The sequence below is a fragment of the Ensifer sp. 4252 genome (assembly GCF_050434565.1).
GTDB lineage: Bacteria > Pseudomonadota > Alphaproteobacteria > Rhizobiales > Rhizobiaceae > Ensifer.
This window is the reverse complement of sequence record NZ_JBNDIU010000008.1, coordinates 202,641-218,947: the sequence shown is the minus strand read 5'-3', so window position 1 is coordinate 218,947 and position 16,307 is coordinate 202,641. Positions and strand designations below refer to the sequence as shown.

Below are 16,307 nucleotides of genomic sequence, written 5' to 3'. Positions count from 1 at the left end.
GATTTTCGGAGCCGACCCGAGCTGGCGGCATACGAGTGAGAGGGATGGACGATGAGCGCACGCGAAACCGGTAGCTGGGACTTCTGGATCGACCGTGGCGGCACCTTCACCGACGTGATCGGCAGGGACCCGCAAGGCGTTCTGCATGCGCGCAAGGTGCTGTCGGAAAATCCGGAAGCTTATCGCGATGCGGCCGTGCAGGGCATCCGCCTGCATCTGGGCCTGCCGGCCGGCGCGCCGATCCCGTCCGGGCTCATCAGCGAAGTGCGCATGGGCACGACGGTCGCGACCAATGCGCTGCTTGAGCGCAAAGGCGAGCCGCTGGCACTGGTGACGACGCGCGGCTTCCGCGACGCGCTCAGGATCGGTTACCAGGAGCGTAAGAACATCTTCGCGACCGAGATCATCAAGCCGGAAGCGCTCTATAAGGACATCGTCGAACTCGGCGAACGGGTGCTGGCCGACGGCACGGTCGAGCAGGCGCTCGACGAGGCAGAAGCGCGCCGGGCCCTGACGGCGCTCCGCGACCAGGGTTACAACACTGTCGCGATCGTCTTCATGCACGCCTACAAATATCCGGAACACGAGGCGCTGGTCGCCCGGCTTGCCCGCGAAATGGGCTTCGAGCAGGTGTCTGTCAGCCACGAAGTCTCGCCATTGATCAAATATGTCGGTCGCGGCGATACCACTGTCATCGACGCGTATCTCTCGCCGGTGCTGCGCCGCTATGTGGCGCAGGTGTCGAGCGAGCTCGATGTCGCGCGCTCCGGCGCCCGCGTCATGTTCATGATGTCGTCGGGTGGCCTGACGGCTGCCGACATGTTCCAGGGCAAGGATGCAATCCTCTCCGGCCCGGCCGGCGGCGTTGTCGGCCTCGCCAAAACCGGTGAAGCGGCCGGTTTCGACCGGGTCATAGGCTTCGACATGGGCGGCACCTCCACCGACGTTGCCCATTTCGACGGCGAATATGAGCGCGCTTTCGAAACCGAAGTTGCCGGCGTGCGCGTGCGCGCGCCGATGATGCTGATCCACACGGTTGCCGCCGGCGGCGGTTCGATCCTGCATTTCGATGGCGAGCGCTTCCGGGTCGGCCCGGATTCCGCCGGCGCCAATCCCGGCCCGGCCTGCTATCGCAACGGCGGACCGCTGGCCGTCACCGATGCCAATGTGATGCTCGGCAAGCTGATGCCGGAATTTTTCCCGGCGCTGTTCGGGCCGGAACAGAACGAGCGGCTCGATGTCGAGGCGGTGCGTGAGCGTTTCGCAGCGATGGCAGCCGAAATCGGCGATGGCCGCAGCCCCGAGGATGTTGCCGACGGTTTCATCCGCATTGCGGTCGCCAACATGGTCGAGGCGATCAAGAAGATCTCGGTCCAGCGCGGCTACGACGTGACGCGCTATGCGCTCAGCTGCTTCGGCGGTGCCGGCGGCCAGCATGCCTGCCTTGTTGCCGATTCTCTGGGCATGAAGAGCATTCTGGTGCACCCGATGTCGGGCCTGTTGTCGGCCTACGGCATGGGCCTTGCCGATATCCGCGCCACCCGCCAGAAGGCGCTCGGCGTGGCGCTCGACGACAAGGCTCCGGCAGCCCTCGCTGGGCTTGGGTCCGACCTGCAGGTGGAATGCCTCGGCGAACTCGAAGCGCAAGGGATCGCTAGCGACGAGATCCGCACCCATCTTCGCGCCCATATCCGCTATGCCGGCACCGACACGGTTCTGGCTGTCGATGCGACCTTCCCGGAGCATGACGATATCGCCCGCCTGCGCGCAGAGTTTGAAACGCTACACAAGCGTCGCTTTGGCTTCGTTGCCGAGAACAAGGCGCTGGTGATCGACGCGGTCGAAGTCGAAACCGTCGGCGGCGGCGCGGCCCAGATGGAAGGTGAGGGCCTGGCAACGACGGAAGGCACACCGGCGCTCAGCCGCAGCACCCGCTTCTATTCCCAGGGCCAGTTCCACGATGCGCCGGTGGCGCTTCGCTCCGAGATCAAGCCCGGCCAGCACCTCGACGGCCCCGCGATCATCATCGAGCCGAACCAGACAGTGATTGTCGAAGACGGCTGGCAGGCGGAACTGACGGCCAAGGACCATATCGTGCTGCGCCGCGTCAGGGCGCTGCCGGCGCGCAGCGCGATCGGCACCAAGGCCGATCCTGTCATGCTCGAAATCTTCAACAACCTCTTCATGTCGATCGCCGAGCAGATGGGCGTGACGCTGCAAAACACCGCCTATTCTGTCAATATCAAGGAGCGTCTCGACTTCTCCTGTGCGGTCTTCGACAACAGGGGCAATCTCGTTGCCAATGCGCCGCACATGCCGGTGCATCTGGGCTCCATGGATGCCTCGGTCGCAACCGCGATCCGCGAGAACCCGGTTATTCACCCCGGCGACGTCTTCCTGATCAATGCGCCTTACAACGGCGGCACGCATCTGCCCGACCTGACGGTCTGCACGCCGGTGTTCGACGATCAGGGCCAAGAGATCCGCTTCTGGGTCGCAAGCCGCGGCCATCATGCCGATATCGGCGGAATTTCGCCCGGCTCGATGTCGCCGCTTGCCACCAACATCGAGGAGGAAGGCGTCTATATCGACAACTTCAAGCTCATCGATGCCGGACGTTTCTGCGAGGCCGAGCTTGAGACGCTGCTGAACGGTGCGCGTTATCCCGTGCGCAACATCGTCCAGAACGTCAACGATCTGAAGGCGCAGGTCGCCGCCAACGAAAAGGGCGTAGCGGAACTGAAGAAGATGATCGCCCAGTTCGGCGAAGATGTCGTCGAGGCCTATATGGGCCACGTCCAGGATAATGCCGCCGAAAGCGTGCGCCGCGTGCTCGACCAACTACCCAACGGCGAGTTCTCCTACGAGATGGATCAGGGCTGCAAGATCGTGGTGAAGATCACCGTCGATCGCGACAAGCGTGAAGCCACGGTCGATTTCACCGGCACGTCGGAGCAGCGTGGCGACAACTTCAATGCGCCGGCGCCGGTCACGCGCGCCGCCGTTCTCTATGTCTTCCGCGTGCTTGTCGAAGCCGACATCCCGATGAACGCCGGCTGCCTGAGGCCGATCCATATCGTCATCCCCGAAGGCACGATGCTGACCCCGAGCTATCCGGCCGCCGTCGTTGCCGGCAATGTCGAAGTCAGCCAGGCCGTCACCAACTGCCTCTTCGGTGCCGTTGAAAGCCAGGCGGGCGCGCAAGGCACGATGAACAACCTGACCTTCGGCAACGCGCACTATCAGTATTACGAGACGATCTGCTCAGGCGCGCCGGCGGGTCCGGGCTATAATGGCGCTGATGCGGTCCATACGCACATGACCAATTCGCGCCTGACCGATCCGGAGATCCTCGAGACACGCTTCCCGGTGGTGCTGGAGGACTTCCACATCCGCCGCGGTTCCGGCGGCAAGGGCAAGTGGTCGGCCGGCGACGGCACGAAGCGCACGATCCGCGCCCGCGAAAAGCTCGATTTCGCGATCCTCTCCGGACACCGCCGCGTTGCCCCCTTTGGCATCAAGGGTGGTGAGGTCGGCAATCTCGGCCAGAACCTCGTGCGCCGCAACGATGGACGGACCGAGGAACTGTCGGGCTGCGCCCATACGGTTCTGGAAGCCGGCGAGGCCTTTACCGTCGTCACGCCCACCGGCGGTGGCTACGGCAAGAATTGATCTCCCAAGACTGCTGCGGCGGTCTGCGGGCGGGCGAGCGATCGTCCGCCCGCTTTGCGTTTGCAAGGGCGCTCGACGCATGCGCATCCCGGTCGAGCCGATCCTGGTGTTGCTGTTTTAACGTTAATTTAAATTCGCAATTACTAAGTATCTCTCGGTCGGTGCGCTAGAAACCTCCGCCTCCTCCCACGGAGCGCACGCAACATTCCGGGTCTCCTCCCACCGGTTTGGCCGACCATGTTCAGCAAACCAGCGCGATCGCGACATCACAGGAGTCACGGCAGTGGCGTTCAAGAATTTATCGATATTGACCAAGGTCGGCCTCGTGGTCGTGGTCATGGGAATTTCCTCAACCCTGATCGCGCTTGCTGGCGCGCGCGGGCTCTCCTCACTCGGAACGACGATCGTCGAAGTCGGCGCCCGCGAAGAAGCGGCGCGCGAGGCGATGGACCTCCGGGTCGACATCATCGCCATCAGCCGCATGACCTATCAACTCGCGGCAACACCCACGAAGGCCTCGGAATTCGGCGCAGAGACCGAAACGCGCGCCTCTGAAATGCTTGGTCGCCTGACCAAGATCGAGGCGGTCGCCGACGATGCCGAGGACAAGTTGCTCAACGATATCCGCACGACGCTGAACAGCTATTTCGACGAGATCCGGGCGATGATTGCCGTCGCCGGCTCGAACGGCGCTGACGCCAATGCCGTCAAGGTCGCCCTCGACAAGGCGCTTGAAGCCCAGAAGACGGTGACCAGCACCGTCAAGGCCTACAGCACCTATTCGGGCGACGCGCTTGCGACCGCCCGCGCCGAAGCGCTCTCCTCTTCCTCAGTCGCGATGACGATCCTGCTTGCTGCAGCCGGCGCCTGTATCGTCTTCGGTGTGGCGGTCAGCCTGCTCGTCGCCCGCCGCGGCATCGTGCTTCCGGTGCAGTCGCTGACCTCGATCATGAGTGAGCTTGCCGACGGCAAGCTGGATGGCGACGCCGCAGACGTTTCACGTCGCGACGAAATCGGCGAGATGGCCCGTGCTGTCGAAGTCTTCCGCAAGAACGCCATCAGCATGCGCGACATGAAGGCCCAGGAGGCTGTGCTGCATGCCCGCAGCAGCGATCTCCAGTCAAACATCAGTATTGTCGTTGCCGCGGCTGTTGCCGGCGATTTCACCGGCCGTATCACCAAGGACTACAGCAACGAGGACCTCAACCGCTTCGCAGCCAGCGTAAACGAGCTGGTGTCCAGCGTCGACTTGACGGTCAATGAAGTCCGTCGCGTTGTTGCCGCACTCGCGGACGCCGACCTGACGCAGACGATGCGTGGCGAATTCCATGGCGCCTTCGCCGAGCTGCAAACCAATGTCAACGCCACGATGGTGACCCTGCGCTCGACAATGCAGAACGTGCGCACCGCGGCCGGCACGATCAACGACAATTCCGTGGAGTTGAGCTCGGCTGCAAACGATCTGTCGAAGCGGACCGAGCAGCAGGCGGCCGCACTCGAAGAAACCGCGGCGGCCCTCGACGAAATCACCTCGACGGTCCGGACCGCTTCGCAGCGGGCCAACGAGGCGCATGAAATGGTGCGCACCACCAAGGATAGTGCCGGCCGCTCGGGCGCGATCGTGCGCAGCGCCATCGATGCCATGGGCCGCATCGAGGATTCCTCGAACCGGATCAACCAGATCATTTCCGTCATCGACGAGATCGCTTTCCAGACCAATCTGCTGGCACTGAATGCGGGCGTCGAAGCGGCCCGGGCCGGCGAGGCGGGACGCGGCTTTGCCGTCGTCGCACAGGAAGTCCGCGAGTTGGCACAGCGCTCGGCGAATGCTGCCAAGGAGATCAAGACGCTGATCCACAGCTCGGCAAGTGAAGTCGAAAACGGCGTGTCGCTGGTGCGCTCGACCGGCGAGGCGCTGCTCGAGATCGAGACCCTGGTCAACAATGTCAGCGGCCACGTCAATACGATCGCCACGGCCGCACGCGAACAGGCAACGGCGCTGCAGGAGATCAACACATCGGTCAACCACATGGACCAGATGACCCAGCAGAACGCGGCCATGGTCGAAGAAACGACGGCCGCAAGCGGAACGCTCGCCGAAGAAAGCCGTCAGCTCCGCACGATGCTGGCGAAATTCAAGCTCGAAGGAGCGGCAACGCGCGAAAACTGGAGCCGCGCGGCCTGACGGTTAAAGGCAAACGGAAGCAAAAGGGAAGGGCCGGCAATTGCCGGCCCTTCTGCTATTCGTCGCTTTGGTTGCGTCACGCTTCCGGGGCGTAGCCAAAGACGACAGCTGGATTTTCCGATGTCTCGACCCAGACGCTTTTCGTCTGGGTGTAGGCGAGCAGTGCGTCGCGGCCGCTGGAGCGGCCATAGCCGGAGCGGCCGAAGCCGCCGAAGGGCGACATGACGCTGATCGTCTTGTAGCCATTGATCCAGAACGTACCGGCACGCACGCGCGAGGCCATGCGGTGGGCGCGCCCTACGTCTTTGGTCCAGACCGCGCCGGCAAGGCCGTAGGGGTTGTCGTTGGCAAGCGCAACAGCCTCGTCCTCGTCATCGAAGACGCTGACGCCGACGACCGGCCCGAAGACTTCCTCGCGCGCGATTGTCATGTCGGGCTTGACGTTGTCGAGGATGGTAGGGGCGAAGAAGAAGCCGCCGGAGGACGAAAGTGCTGCCGGCTTGGCGCCGCCGGTTGCAAGCGTCGCACCTTCGGCAACGCCCTGACGCACCATCTCGTCGATCTTAGCCCATTGACGAGCATTGTTGATCGGGCCGATCTGGGTGGCGTCGAGATAGGGATCGCCGACCGGAATACGCTCGGCGGCGCGAGCATAACGCTCAACGAATTGCTGGTGCACCGAGCGGTGGATCAAAAGGCGCGAGCCGGCAACGCAGCTTTGGCCCGCGCCCGAGAAGATCGCCGATTGCGCGCCGACAATGGCCCGGTCGAGATCCGCATCGGCAAAGACGATGTTGCCGGACTTGCCGCCGAGTTCGAGAATGCAGGGCACGACGTTCTTCGCAGCTGCTGCCGCAATGGCAGAGCCGGCCTGAGCCGAGCCGACGAAGACGACGAGGGCCGTCTTCGGGTGGGCAACCATGGCAGCGCCTGCGGTCAGGCCCGCTCCGGCGATGACGTTGACGAGGCCGCGCGGTGCGCCGCCCGCCTCGCATAGCGCGCCGAGGACAAGCGTGCTGAGCGGCGTCAGCTCCGACGGCTTGATGACGACGCCGTTGCCGGCGCAAATTGCCGGGGCGATCTGCCAACCGCCGGTGAAGAGGGGCGCGTTCCAGGGCGTGATCTGGGCAACGACGCCAACCGGCTCGTGCCTGATATAGTTGAGGTGCGACGTCGGCACCGGAATGACTTCGCCGTGCAGCTTGTCGCACCAGCCAGCGTAATATTCGAACATCTCGGCGACACGTAGCGCTTCGCCACGGATGTCGCGGATCGGCCGACCGGCCGAACGGCTTTCAAGCTCGGCCAGTTCCGGTGCGCGTTCACGGATCTTGCGGGCGATCTCGTTCATGACGCGGCCACGGGCGGACGCCGTCATGGCCATCCATTCGCGCTGGGCCTGTGTCGCCGCTTCCATCGCCGCATCGACGACGTCGTTGCCGGCGTCCTTGAACGTGGCGAAAACCTCGCCGGTCGCCGGGTCGGTCAGATCCTGCTCGGGCCCGGAGCCTGCAACCAGCGCGCCGTCGACATAGCTGCCGATCTTGCTGCCGGGCAGGAAGCCATGAAACAGCGCTTGGATGCGCTCGGCCTTGGCGGCCGGCATGGTCATGTCGTTCATCGTCTTCCCCTTGTCTTCTCAGTTGTCGTTGGCCGCGGCGCGAAAGGCGCCCATGCGGGTGAAGTCATCGGCATTATCGAGCGGGCTTTCGGCCCAGAGTCGGGCGACTGCCGCTGACAGCGGCAGAGCGGCACCGGTGCGGACGGCGAGCTCGCTTGCAAGCCGTACGTCCTTGCGCATCAGCCCCATGGTGAAGCCGCTGTCGAAGCGGTCGTTCATTACCCAGGTCGGGAAATGCACTTCGCTGATCATCGATTTGCCCGAGGCGGCGTTCAGCACCTTGAGGGCCTGCTCGGGCTCAAGCCCGGCCGAAAGCGCCAGCTTCAAGCCTTCGCCGGTCGTCACCATATGGGCGGCTGCAAGCAGGTTGTTGACGAGCTTGGCGACATTGCCGGCACCGCTCGGGCCCACATGCAGGGCCTTGGCCGCCATCGCATCGATCACCATTTTCGCGCGGGTAACATCGGCGTCGCTGCCGCCGATCATCATCGTCAGCATGCCGCTCGCCGCTCCCGCCGGTCCGCCGGAAACCGGCGCATCGAGGAAACCATGGCCAAGCGCATTCAAACCGGCGGCAAGATCCCGCGAAACGTCGGGTTCCGACGTGGACGTGTCGATGATGACGACACGCTCCTTGGCCGCCTTCAGCGCGTCGAGATTGGCTTCCACGACCGCGGCAACATCCTTGGCGGTGGGCAGCGAGAAGACGATGAAATTGGTATCGGCGAAGACGTCGGCGAGCGTTTCGCAAGGCGTCACGCCGCCTTCGGCAGCCAGCTTGCGTCTGCTATCGGAAAGGTCGAATCCCTTCACGGCAAAGCCGTCGCCCGCAAGCGTGGTCGCCATTCCGAGCCCCATGGCTCCAAGCCCGACCACGCCAATGGCTGTCTCTTTCGTCGTCATATCCGGTGTCACCCTCGGCATTTGTTTTAGTTCGGCGAAGGTGGCACGGGGTGTCCGGGGCGGGTAGACGGCGGAGCCGGTACACTGCGTTGCTGGCGCCGCAACGAAGGAAGGGCCGGCCCGCTGCACCGAGCGTTTCCGGTTTAGCCGCAGTCGCAGAAACGCGCCTGATCTCTTTGCTTTCCGTATTTCCTGACTGAAAACCGCATCACACCTTTCCCGGAACTGCTCCAATCGTCAGACCGTCACGACGATCTTGCCGAACTGTTCGTTCGTCTCGAGATAACGATGCGCCTCGACGATTTGCCCGAACGGAAAGGTCCTTGCGATCGCCGGTTGCAATGAACCCGACGTGAGGCCGTCGAGGATGAAGGCCTTGGCTGCCTCCAAGCGATCCGGATCGGAAATGATCTCGTGGACGAGATAGCCTCGTAACGTCAGTGTTTTGCTGAGGACGGCAAACAGCGGGAAAGGTGTAGGCTCCGGGCTGAGGCCGCCATATTCGATCAGGATGCCGCCACGCGCCATTGCCGCCGTCAGCGGTTCGAATATCGGTCCGCCGATCGGGTCGAACGCCACGCGGATGCCCTTTGGACCGGCAATCTCCTTCAGTCCGGCTTCCAGGTCGTCCTCTGCCGAGGCGATCACATGCGCAGCGCCGAAATCGAGCAGGGCCTGCTTCTTGGCTGAAGTCCGCGTGACGGCGATCACGGTTGCCCCGACCAGGTTGGCGATCTGGATGGCGGCCAATCCGACGCTGCTCGACGCGGCGGTGATCACGACCACATCTTGCCTGCCGAGCCTGGCGATGTCGATTAGCGCGCCGTAGGCCGTCAGATATTGCATCCAGACGGCCGCGGCCGCTTCCCAACTGAGCGATGCCGGATGCCTGACCACCTGCGCGGCAGGGAAGGTAATGAGCTCGCCATAGGCGGGCCAGCGGACCATCGATATCGGCGGAATGATGCTGACGGCGTCGCCAGGCATGAAACCCTCGACCCCGGCGCCGACCGTCTCGATCAACCCCGCAGCCTCGAGACCGAGACCGGACGGCAATGTCGGCGTCTCGATGTACCGGCCCGAGCGCAGCAGCGCCTCGGCCCGATTGAGGCCAAGGGCCTTGACGCGAATCTGGACCTCGCCCGGGCCGGGGACGGGCACATCCTGATCCTCGATGCGCAGCACCTCGGGACCACCATACTCATGAAAACGAACGACGCGGGCCATGAGCTGCAACTCCATAATGGTTGAACTGAATGAGCTATGCACGCCGGTATCATTTCGATAAATGATGCTTTCGGCAGAACAGTAGAAACCAGGAGTTTTGAATATGGATCGCCTTACGAGCATGGCGGTGTTCGTCAAAGCCGTGGATCTCGGCTCGTTTGCGGCTGCTTCGGTCGCTCTCGATCTCTCCGGGCCGATGGTCGGCAAGCATGTCCGGTTTCTGGAAGAACGGCTCGGCGTGCGTTTGATCAACCGTACGACGCGCCGACAGAGCCTGACCGAGTTCGGCCGCGCCTATTATGACCGCTGCCGCGTCATTCTTGCGGAAGCGGAAGCGGCGGATGCGCTGGCCGCCGATCAGCTTTCCGAGCCACGCGGAAGGTTGCGCGTCACCATGCCGGGGCTGCTCGGCCGGCGGTGCGTCGCGCCCATTCTCATGGAATTTTCCCGCAAATATCCAAGGCTCGAGCTTGAACTCTCTTTCGGCGATCGCATCGTCGATCTCGCCGAGGATGGCTACGACCTTGCCATCCGCACTGGTGCTCTGGAGGACCGGTCCGGGCTTATCGCCCGTCGCTTAGCCAGCCACAGCATGGTCGTCTGCGCATCGCTGTCCTATGTCGAGCGCTATGGCGCCCCGAGACGGGTCGACGACCTCAGCGGCCATCATGCGGTGACGTACAATCGGCCCGGATGGGTGCATCCCTGGATGTTCCCGCGCGACGGGCAGCCGGCACTGGAAGTGACGCCCGCCAATCGTTTGCGGCTGGACGATCTCGAGGCGATCGCCGATGCTGCGGCCGCCGGAATGGGGCTGGCCTGGCTGCCGTCATGGTTGGTTCGCCACCGTATCAAGTCCGGTGTCCTTGTCGAAGTGTTGCAAAGCGAGCCTGGATATGTGTTCGACAACTATGCGCTGTGGCTGCGTACACCGCACCTGCCCCTGAAAGTCCGTCTTGCGGTCGATGCGCTGGTGGCCGCTTTGCCCACGGCGATGATCTAGGCCGGGAACCATAAACCGGATGACTGAGATGGGCGTGAATTCCGGCCCAACCGCTATTGGTTAAAGGCGGCGGGATTGACGTCGGCGGTGGAACGCACCCTGACCATGGCAGACGACGTATCAAAAACAACCGCCCGTAGCCCTCAGCTTTACGTCGGGTTCAGTCCTTCTTGAACTCGAATAGCTCGATGACGTTGCCCGATGGATCTTCGAGCAAGATGGCGCGGCCGGCACCGCCGTCGCTGATTTCACCGCGGAATCTTGCATCGGCGCGGCGCAACCGCTCAATGAGGACATCGACCTCGTTAGTAATGATCATAAATCGGTTCCACCCGCCCGGCTTCGGATCGCCGCCGGCCTGGCCACCGCTCCCGGCACCTGGGGCGCTGAGATACAGCGTCAGATCGTCGCGCAGCAGCGCGGCGAACTTGCCCGGGTTGTGCTTGTCGATCTTGAAATCGAGATTGTCTCGATAAAACGCGACCGCCTCGTTGACGTCCGCGACGATGTATCGGACGGATGCCATCCAACCTTCTCCTCTGTCTTGTCGCTACAACGGTCAACTCGCGCAAAGGTTTCCTGTCGGTGGAGCAAAGTGCAGAACGGGCTGTCTGGATGCTGGTTCGGTAAGCCTTAGGCTTTGAAGGACTGCATTTCCAGCGCGAGATGTTGGCCGAGTTTCTCCACCGAGAGCGGCAGACGGCGATGGGCGCGCACCATCAGATGGGCGCTCGCCTCGCGCAGCAGCGGATCTTCAAGATCGATCGCCTGCATGACGCCGCGGTCGATTTCGCCCGAGACTGCGGCGCGCGGCAGGAAGGTGACACCAAGAGCGGAGGCGACGAAGCGGCGCAACACTTCGGTCGAATGGGTTTCGAGCAACGGTGCCAGCGCCATCCCGGCATCGGCGGCCACACGGGCAACGAGCTGGGTGACGCCATTGCCCTTGCCGAGCAGGGCGCAGGGCGAGGTCAGACAGTCCGCCAGTTTCAGATCCCGCCGCCCGGAGAGCCGATGCCCGTTTGGCACGATGACGCAGAGGGGCTGGCGCGCGATCGCCAGCGCCCGAATGCGCGGATCCGTCAGCGGTGTGTAGGCGATGCCGATATCCGCGTCGCTGTTGGCAATGGCGTCGACCACATCCTCTGTGCTGCCGAGTTCGACGATATAGCGGACATAGGAATGCGCTTTCGAGAATGACGACAGCCCATGCTCGACAAGATCGGCCATGAAGCCTTCGCCACAGCGAATGCGGATGCGCGTCTGCTGGACGCCGCGAATCTGGTCCAGCTGTTCGGCAAGCAGGCCGTTGTCTTCAAGAACACGTTTGCCGTGTTCGAGAACGAGTTCGCCGGCATCCGTCAAAACGGTGCCACGCGCAGTGCGCTCGAACAGCGCAAGGCCGATCTCGCGTTCGGTGTCGGCGATCTGGCGGCTGACGACCGATGGCGCCAGCCCCATATGTTCGGCAGCGCCCCGGATCGATCCGATACGGGCTACTGCCATAAAAATCTTGAGCGCTTTCGCGTCGAGCACATCCATGGTGGTCATGGTTGCGACGAAACCCGTTGGAGGTCAACGACCAAGAGACGTGGCGATCAGCTTTGTCCAGAGGTCGACGCCCTGCGGAACAATCGCGTCGTTGAAATCGTAGTGCGGCGAATGCAAGCCGGGGTTTGCGCCGTCGCGGCGTGCGCCGAGCCAGAGGTAGCAGCCTGGGCGCTCCTCCAGCATGAAGGCGAAATCTTCCGCGGCCATGCTGGGGGCGGCGTCGACAACCGAAAGCGCGCTGTCCTGCACTGCGACCGAGCGCACGAAGGCAGCTGTCGCTGCATCGTTGATCGTGGCGGGATAGCGGTACTGATAGTCGAGATCGGCGCTGCAACCGAGGCCCTCGGCGACGGCCGCCGTCAGCGTCCGCATGCGTTTTTCGAGGATTTCGCCAACCTCTTTCGCGAACCAGCGGGTCGTGCCGCGGATGACTGCTTCTTGCGGGATCACGTTCCAGGCGTCGCCGCCATGGATCTGGGTTACGGAAACCACGGCCGCGTCGAGCGGTGAGACATTGCGGCTGGCAATCGTCTGCAGCGCGGTGACGATCTGTGCCGCGGCCACCAGCGGGTCGGCGCCCTCATGCGGCATCGCACCGTGGGCGCCCCGGCCGGTGACGCGGATTTCGAACACGCCGAAGGCGGCCATCATCGCGTCGTCGCGGGCAACGCAGGAGCCGACGTCGAGCGCCGGCCAATTGTGCAGCGCATAGACGGCGTCGGCTGGAAAATCACGAAAGAGACCGTCGGCGACCATGGCGCGGGCGCCACCTTCCGCTTCTTCGGCCGGCTGGAAGATGAAGTGGACGGTGCCGTCGAAATCCAACTCGGAGGCCTGTCGTGCCGCGGCGAGCAGCATCGAGACATGGCCGTCATGGCCGCAGGCATGCATCTTGCCTGATGTTTTCGACGCATAGGCAACGCCGCTTGCCTCGACGATCGGCAGCGCGTCCATGTCAGCTCGGATGGCGATCGTCCGGGGCGAGGTGCCCCGCGACAATGTGCCAACGAGGCCGGTGCCGCCATAGCCGCCTTTGACGGCGATGCCCCATTCGGCAAGCTTCCCGGCGATGAAGGCGGACGTTTCCCGTTCCTCGAAGGCGAGTTCCGGATGGGCATGCAGGTGATGGCGCCAGGCGATCGTTTCCGCGATGCGGTCGGGGCTGATGTCGTGGCGGCTCATCTCGTTGATCCTGTCCTGCAAATTGAAGGCCGGCCGTAAGTGCGGCCGGCCCCTTGTTCTATCCTACTGACCCAATCTCAGGAACAGATCGGCGACGACGACGGAACCCATATAGGTTCCGATCATCACGCAGATTGCCACGATGACGATTTTCCAGCCCGAGCGGCGGGCAATCGCAAATTCGCTGGCGGTCAAGGCAAGGCCGCCATAGGCGAGCGCCGGGGTGGCGAGTGCCAGGAAGTTCAGGTGTTCGACCTGTTCGCTGACCCAGGCTGCACCGGGGACGCCGGGGATGGTGATCAGGATCGCGATCAGCGAGACCCAGGCAACGCTCGGCAGGTAGAAGGGCACGAAGCGCGCGAAACCAAGGCCGATGATGCAGGCGACATAGAGTACCGCCATGCCGGGCAGCGCGACGAGCGGCGACGTGCCGGTGCCGACCCAGTTGGCGATGAGGCCGATGGCGCAGGCGATCAGCAGCAGCCCGGAGTGGCGAATGACATCGATCTTGCGCTCGTCTTCCGCATTCAGCGGCAGGTCGTCGGCAAGATTGGCGGTGGTGTTGGTTTGGTTGGCCATTGTTCCTGTCTCCCGATCAGGCTGTTGCGCGTTCGAACGGGCGGGCTTTGTTGTAAAGCCATTCCGTCAGCGGCAGGGCGACGAACATGCCGACATAAAGGCCGGTCGCGTAGGTCAGGATGTTGCTGGCCGCTGCCAATGCCAGGATGATGTCCTTCTGGTCGGGAACGACGGCGACGAGACCGCCGGTGCAGGCCGCAAGCATCGAGCCGGAGCCGACGCCGCAGGACATGGCAAGCGCACGTACGTCGAAGATACCGAGACCGTGGACGAGCGGCGGCATGACGGCGAAGACGAATGTGCCGATCAGCGTGCCGGTGGCATAGACGCCCATGGCGCCAGCACCTTCCGGCGAGTTGAGGCCGTATTTGTCGGCGATCAGCGCGATGTTGGGCTCGCGGTCGATCGAATAGGTGGCGCCGACGGCTTCGCGGCCCATCTTGAGCAGGAACACGGCGACGGGGAAGGCGACGAGGATGGTGCCAAGATTGCCGAGTTCCTGCAGCACGAGCGCCGGTCCGGCCTCGATGATCTTGGAGATCTGTGGTCCGACGGTCGTGCCGAACTTGGCGATGAAGGGCATGATCGCAACGGTGATCATGGCGCCGGACAGCTTGACCGCATCCTTGGAAAGGAACTTGGCGCTCGCCTTGAAAATGGCGGGATTGAGCAGGATGCCAAGTGCGAAAGCGTAGAGGATCGGCAGGAAGATCACGGTGCCGAGGCCGATCGACAGGCGTTGAATGCCGATCAGCTCAGAGACGATGACGATCGCGAGCACAAGGATGTGCAGATAGAGCCCGCCCGTGGCGGCTCCGGGTTTTCCGGTCATGATGTTCTCCTCTGGTTGGGGACCAGTTGTTGTTCTTTGCCCAAACTTAACACTATTGGCTGAGGGCAAATGCCGGCTAGCCGGTCGGCGAGCAACGAGGTGTTGCAGTTCCAGCAACAGGCCGTTGGGTTGAAGGCGGCTGCTGCAAAGCCGTCCATCACTTATGTCATTTCATGGTCGCGGTCCTGCTTTGGCCGAGTGCGGACGCGAATCGCCCTTTCGCCTTGCCCCGCTTTTGCATGTGCCGCCCCGATGGCCAAGAGCACATCTGGCCAAGTGGGGGCGAGCGGCGCGGAAAGCGCCAGCTTTCCCCAGCAATCCTGTCGATCGGCCTAGCCAAGTCACAGCTTTCGCGGGTTCGCGACGGAAACTCGCAAAACCCACCAAAAATCGCTGAAAATCCCCATTGAAATCGATTACATTTTCTGGCTTCATGGTTCTCGCAAGATTTTGGGAGGATCTTATGAAGAAGCTTATCGCCGTAGCACTCGGCACCGTCGCATCCATCGCCATCTCCGCCTCGCTCGCCAATGCCGAGACCTTGAAGATTGGTCTGTCTAACGGCTGGGTCGGCAGCGAGTGGCGCACGCAGATGATCGACGAGGCCAAGGCGGCCGCGGAAAAATGGAAGGAAAAGGGCGTCGACGTCGAAGTCAGCGTCCAGAGCGCCAATGTCGACGTGCCCGGGCAGATCGCCCATGTGCGCAACTTCATTGCCGAGGGCGTGAATGCCATCATCATCAACCCGAACAGCCCGACGGCCTTCGACCCGATCTTCGCGCAGGCGAAGGAAGCGGGCATCCTGGTGATCGCGACCGATGCCGAAGTCTCGTCGCCGGATGCGACCTATGTCGGCATCGACCAGACGGCCTGGGGCGCAGCCGGCGCCAAGTGGCTGGCCGAAACGCTCGGCGGCAAGGGCAAGGTCGTTGCCATCAACGGCGTCGCCGGCCACCCGGCAAACGAGATGCGTGTCGCCGGCTACAAGAGCGTCTTCAAGGACTATCCGGATATTCAGGTGGTCAACGAGGTCAACGCCAACTGGGATCAGGCGCAGGGCCAGCAGGCCATGCAGAACATTCTTGCGACCTATCCTGACGTCAACGGCGTCGTCGTGCAGGACGGGATGGCTGCCGGCGCATGGAAGTCGATCATGGATGCCGGCAAGGCGAGCCAGATCGCCGCAACGGGCGAAATCCGCAAGGACTTCATCGACCTCTGGGGCAAGGACAAGCTGAACTCCGGCGCGACCGTCAACCCGCCCGGCGTCATGGCAAGCGCGCTCAACGTCGCCGTCCTCATGCTGCAGGGCAAGGAACTAAAGGAGCCGGCAACGGCCGGGCAGTACAAAAACGCCATGTACCTGCCGATCCCGTTCATCGATAGCAAGAACCTGGCGGATGCCGCCAAGCAGGTCGATGGCAAGCCGGGCTACTACTCCTACACCAGGGCTCTTTCGATCGAAGACGCCGAAGCGCTCTTCAAGTAAGCGTCTGAAACCGGGCGGATCTGATGGTCCGCCCGGCGTCCCGGACCCGATTTTACGGACGAC

At 63.2% G+C, this 16,307-nt stretch carries 12 protein-coding genes; 4 read left to right on the top strand and 8 right to left on the bottom strand.

Going from position 1 to position 16,307, the window contains the following annotated elements:
• Positions 1–51 precede the first annotated feature (51 nt).
• Together ABIE33_RS17745 and ABIE33_RS17740 are read left to right on the top strand one after the other, a co-directional pair.
• Positions 52–3,672, top strand: coding sequence for a hydantoinase B/oxoprolinase family protein (locus ABIE33_RS17745; RefSeq protein ID WP_429127412.1), 3,621 nt, complete (start codon positions 52–54; stop codon positions 3,670–3,672).
• A gap of 283 nt (positions 3,673–3,955) precedes the next feature.
• Positions 3,956–5,857 (top strand): methyl-accepting chemotaxis protein, encoded by a 1,902-nt coding sequence (locus ABIE33_RS17740; protein ID WP_429127409.1) that lies wholly within the window; start codon positions 3,956–3,958, stop codon positions 5,855–5,857.
• 76 nt (positions 5,858–5,933) lie between these two features.
• Here the strand turns inward: ABIE33_RS17740 and ABIE33_RS17735 are convergent, their stop codons facing one another.
• The 3 genes from ABIE33_RS17735 to ABIE33_RS17725 form a co-directional block, all read right to left on the bottom strand.
• Positions 5,934–7,478, bottom strand: coding sequence for an aldehyde dehydrogenase family protein (locus tag ABIE33_RS17735; protein ID WP_429127406.1), 1,545 nt, complete (start codon positions 7,476–7,478; stop codon positions 5,934–5,936).
• Between the two features lie 18 nt (positions 7,479–7,496).
• Positions 7,497–8,381 (bottom strand): NAD(P)-dependent oxidoreductase, encoded by an 885-nt coding sequence (locus ABIE33_RS17730; RefSeq protein ID WP_429127403.1) that lies wholly within the window; start codon positions 8,379–8,381, stop codon positions 7,497–7,499.
• A 237-nt stretch (positions 8,382–8,618) separates the two neighbouring features.
• Positions 8,619–9,608: a zinc-dependent alcohol dehydrogenase family protein gene (locus ABIE33_RS17725; RefSeq protein ID WP_429127400.1), complete on the bottom strand. Its 990-nt coding sequence runs from the start codon at positions 9,606–9,608 to the stop codon at positions 8,619–8,621.
• A gap of 103 nt (positions 9,609–9,711) precedes the next feature.
• Here ABIE33_RS17725 and ABIE33_RS17720 point away from each other — a divergent pair, with 103 nt between their 5' ends.
• Positions 9,712–10,611 carry a LysR family transcriptional regulator gene (locus ABIE33_RS17720; RefSeq protein ID WP_429127398.1) on the top strand — a complete coding sequence of 300 codons (900 nt, stop codon included), beginning with the start codon at positions 9,712–9,714 and terminating at the stop codon, positions 10,609–10,611.
• Between the two features lie 160 nt (positions 10,612–10,771).
• Here the strand turns inward: ABIE33_RS17720 and ABIE33_RS17715 are convergent, their stop codons facing one another.
• The 5 genes from ABIE33_RS17715 to ABIE33_RS17695 form a co-directional block, all read right to left on the bottom strand.
• Positions 10,772–11,137, bottom strand: a complete 366-nt coding sequence (locus ABIE33_RS17715; protein ID WP_429127395.1) for a VOC family protein — start codon at positions 11,135–11,137, stop codon at positions 10,772–10,774.
• Positions 11,138–11,244: 107 nt separating this feature from the next.
• On the bottom strand, positions 11,245–12,162 hold the full coding sequence (locus ABIE33_RS17710) for a LysR family transcriptional regulator (RefSeq protein ID WP_429127392.1): 918 nt from the start codon (positions 12,160–12,162) through the stop codon (positions 11,245–11,247).
• A 24-nt stretch (positions 12,163–12,186) separates the two neighbouring features.
• Positions 12,187–13,344, bottom strand: a complete 1,158-nt coding sequence (locus ABIE33_RS17705; protein WP_429127390.1) for a M20 aminoacylase family protein — start codon at positions 13,342–13,344, stop codon at positions 12,187–12,189.
• A 63-nt stretch (positions 13,345–13,407) separates the two neighbouring features.
• A complete protein-coding gene (locus tag ABIE33_RS17700; protein ID WP_429127387.1) occupies positions 13,408–13,923 on the bottom strand; it encodes a hypothetical protein in 516 nt (171 codons plus the stop codon).
• Positions 13,924–13,939: 16 nt separating this feature from the next.
• On the bottom strand, positions 13,940–14,755 hold the full coding sequence (locus ABIE33_RS17695) for a DUF3100 domain-containing protein (RefSeq protein WP_429127384.1): 816 nt from the start codon (positions 14,753–14,755) through the stop codon (positions 13,940–13,942).
• Between the two features lie 463 nt (positions 14,756–15,218).
• Here ABIE33_RS17695 and ABIE33_RS17690 point away from each other — a divergent pair, with 463 nt between their 5' ends.
• A complete protein-coding gene (locus ABIE33_RS17690; protein WP_429127381.1) occupies positions 15,219–16,244 on the top strand; it encodes an ABC transporter substrate-binding protein in 1,026 nt (341 codons plus the stop codon).
• Positions 16,245–16,307 lie beyond the last annotated feature (63 nt).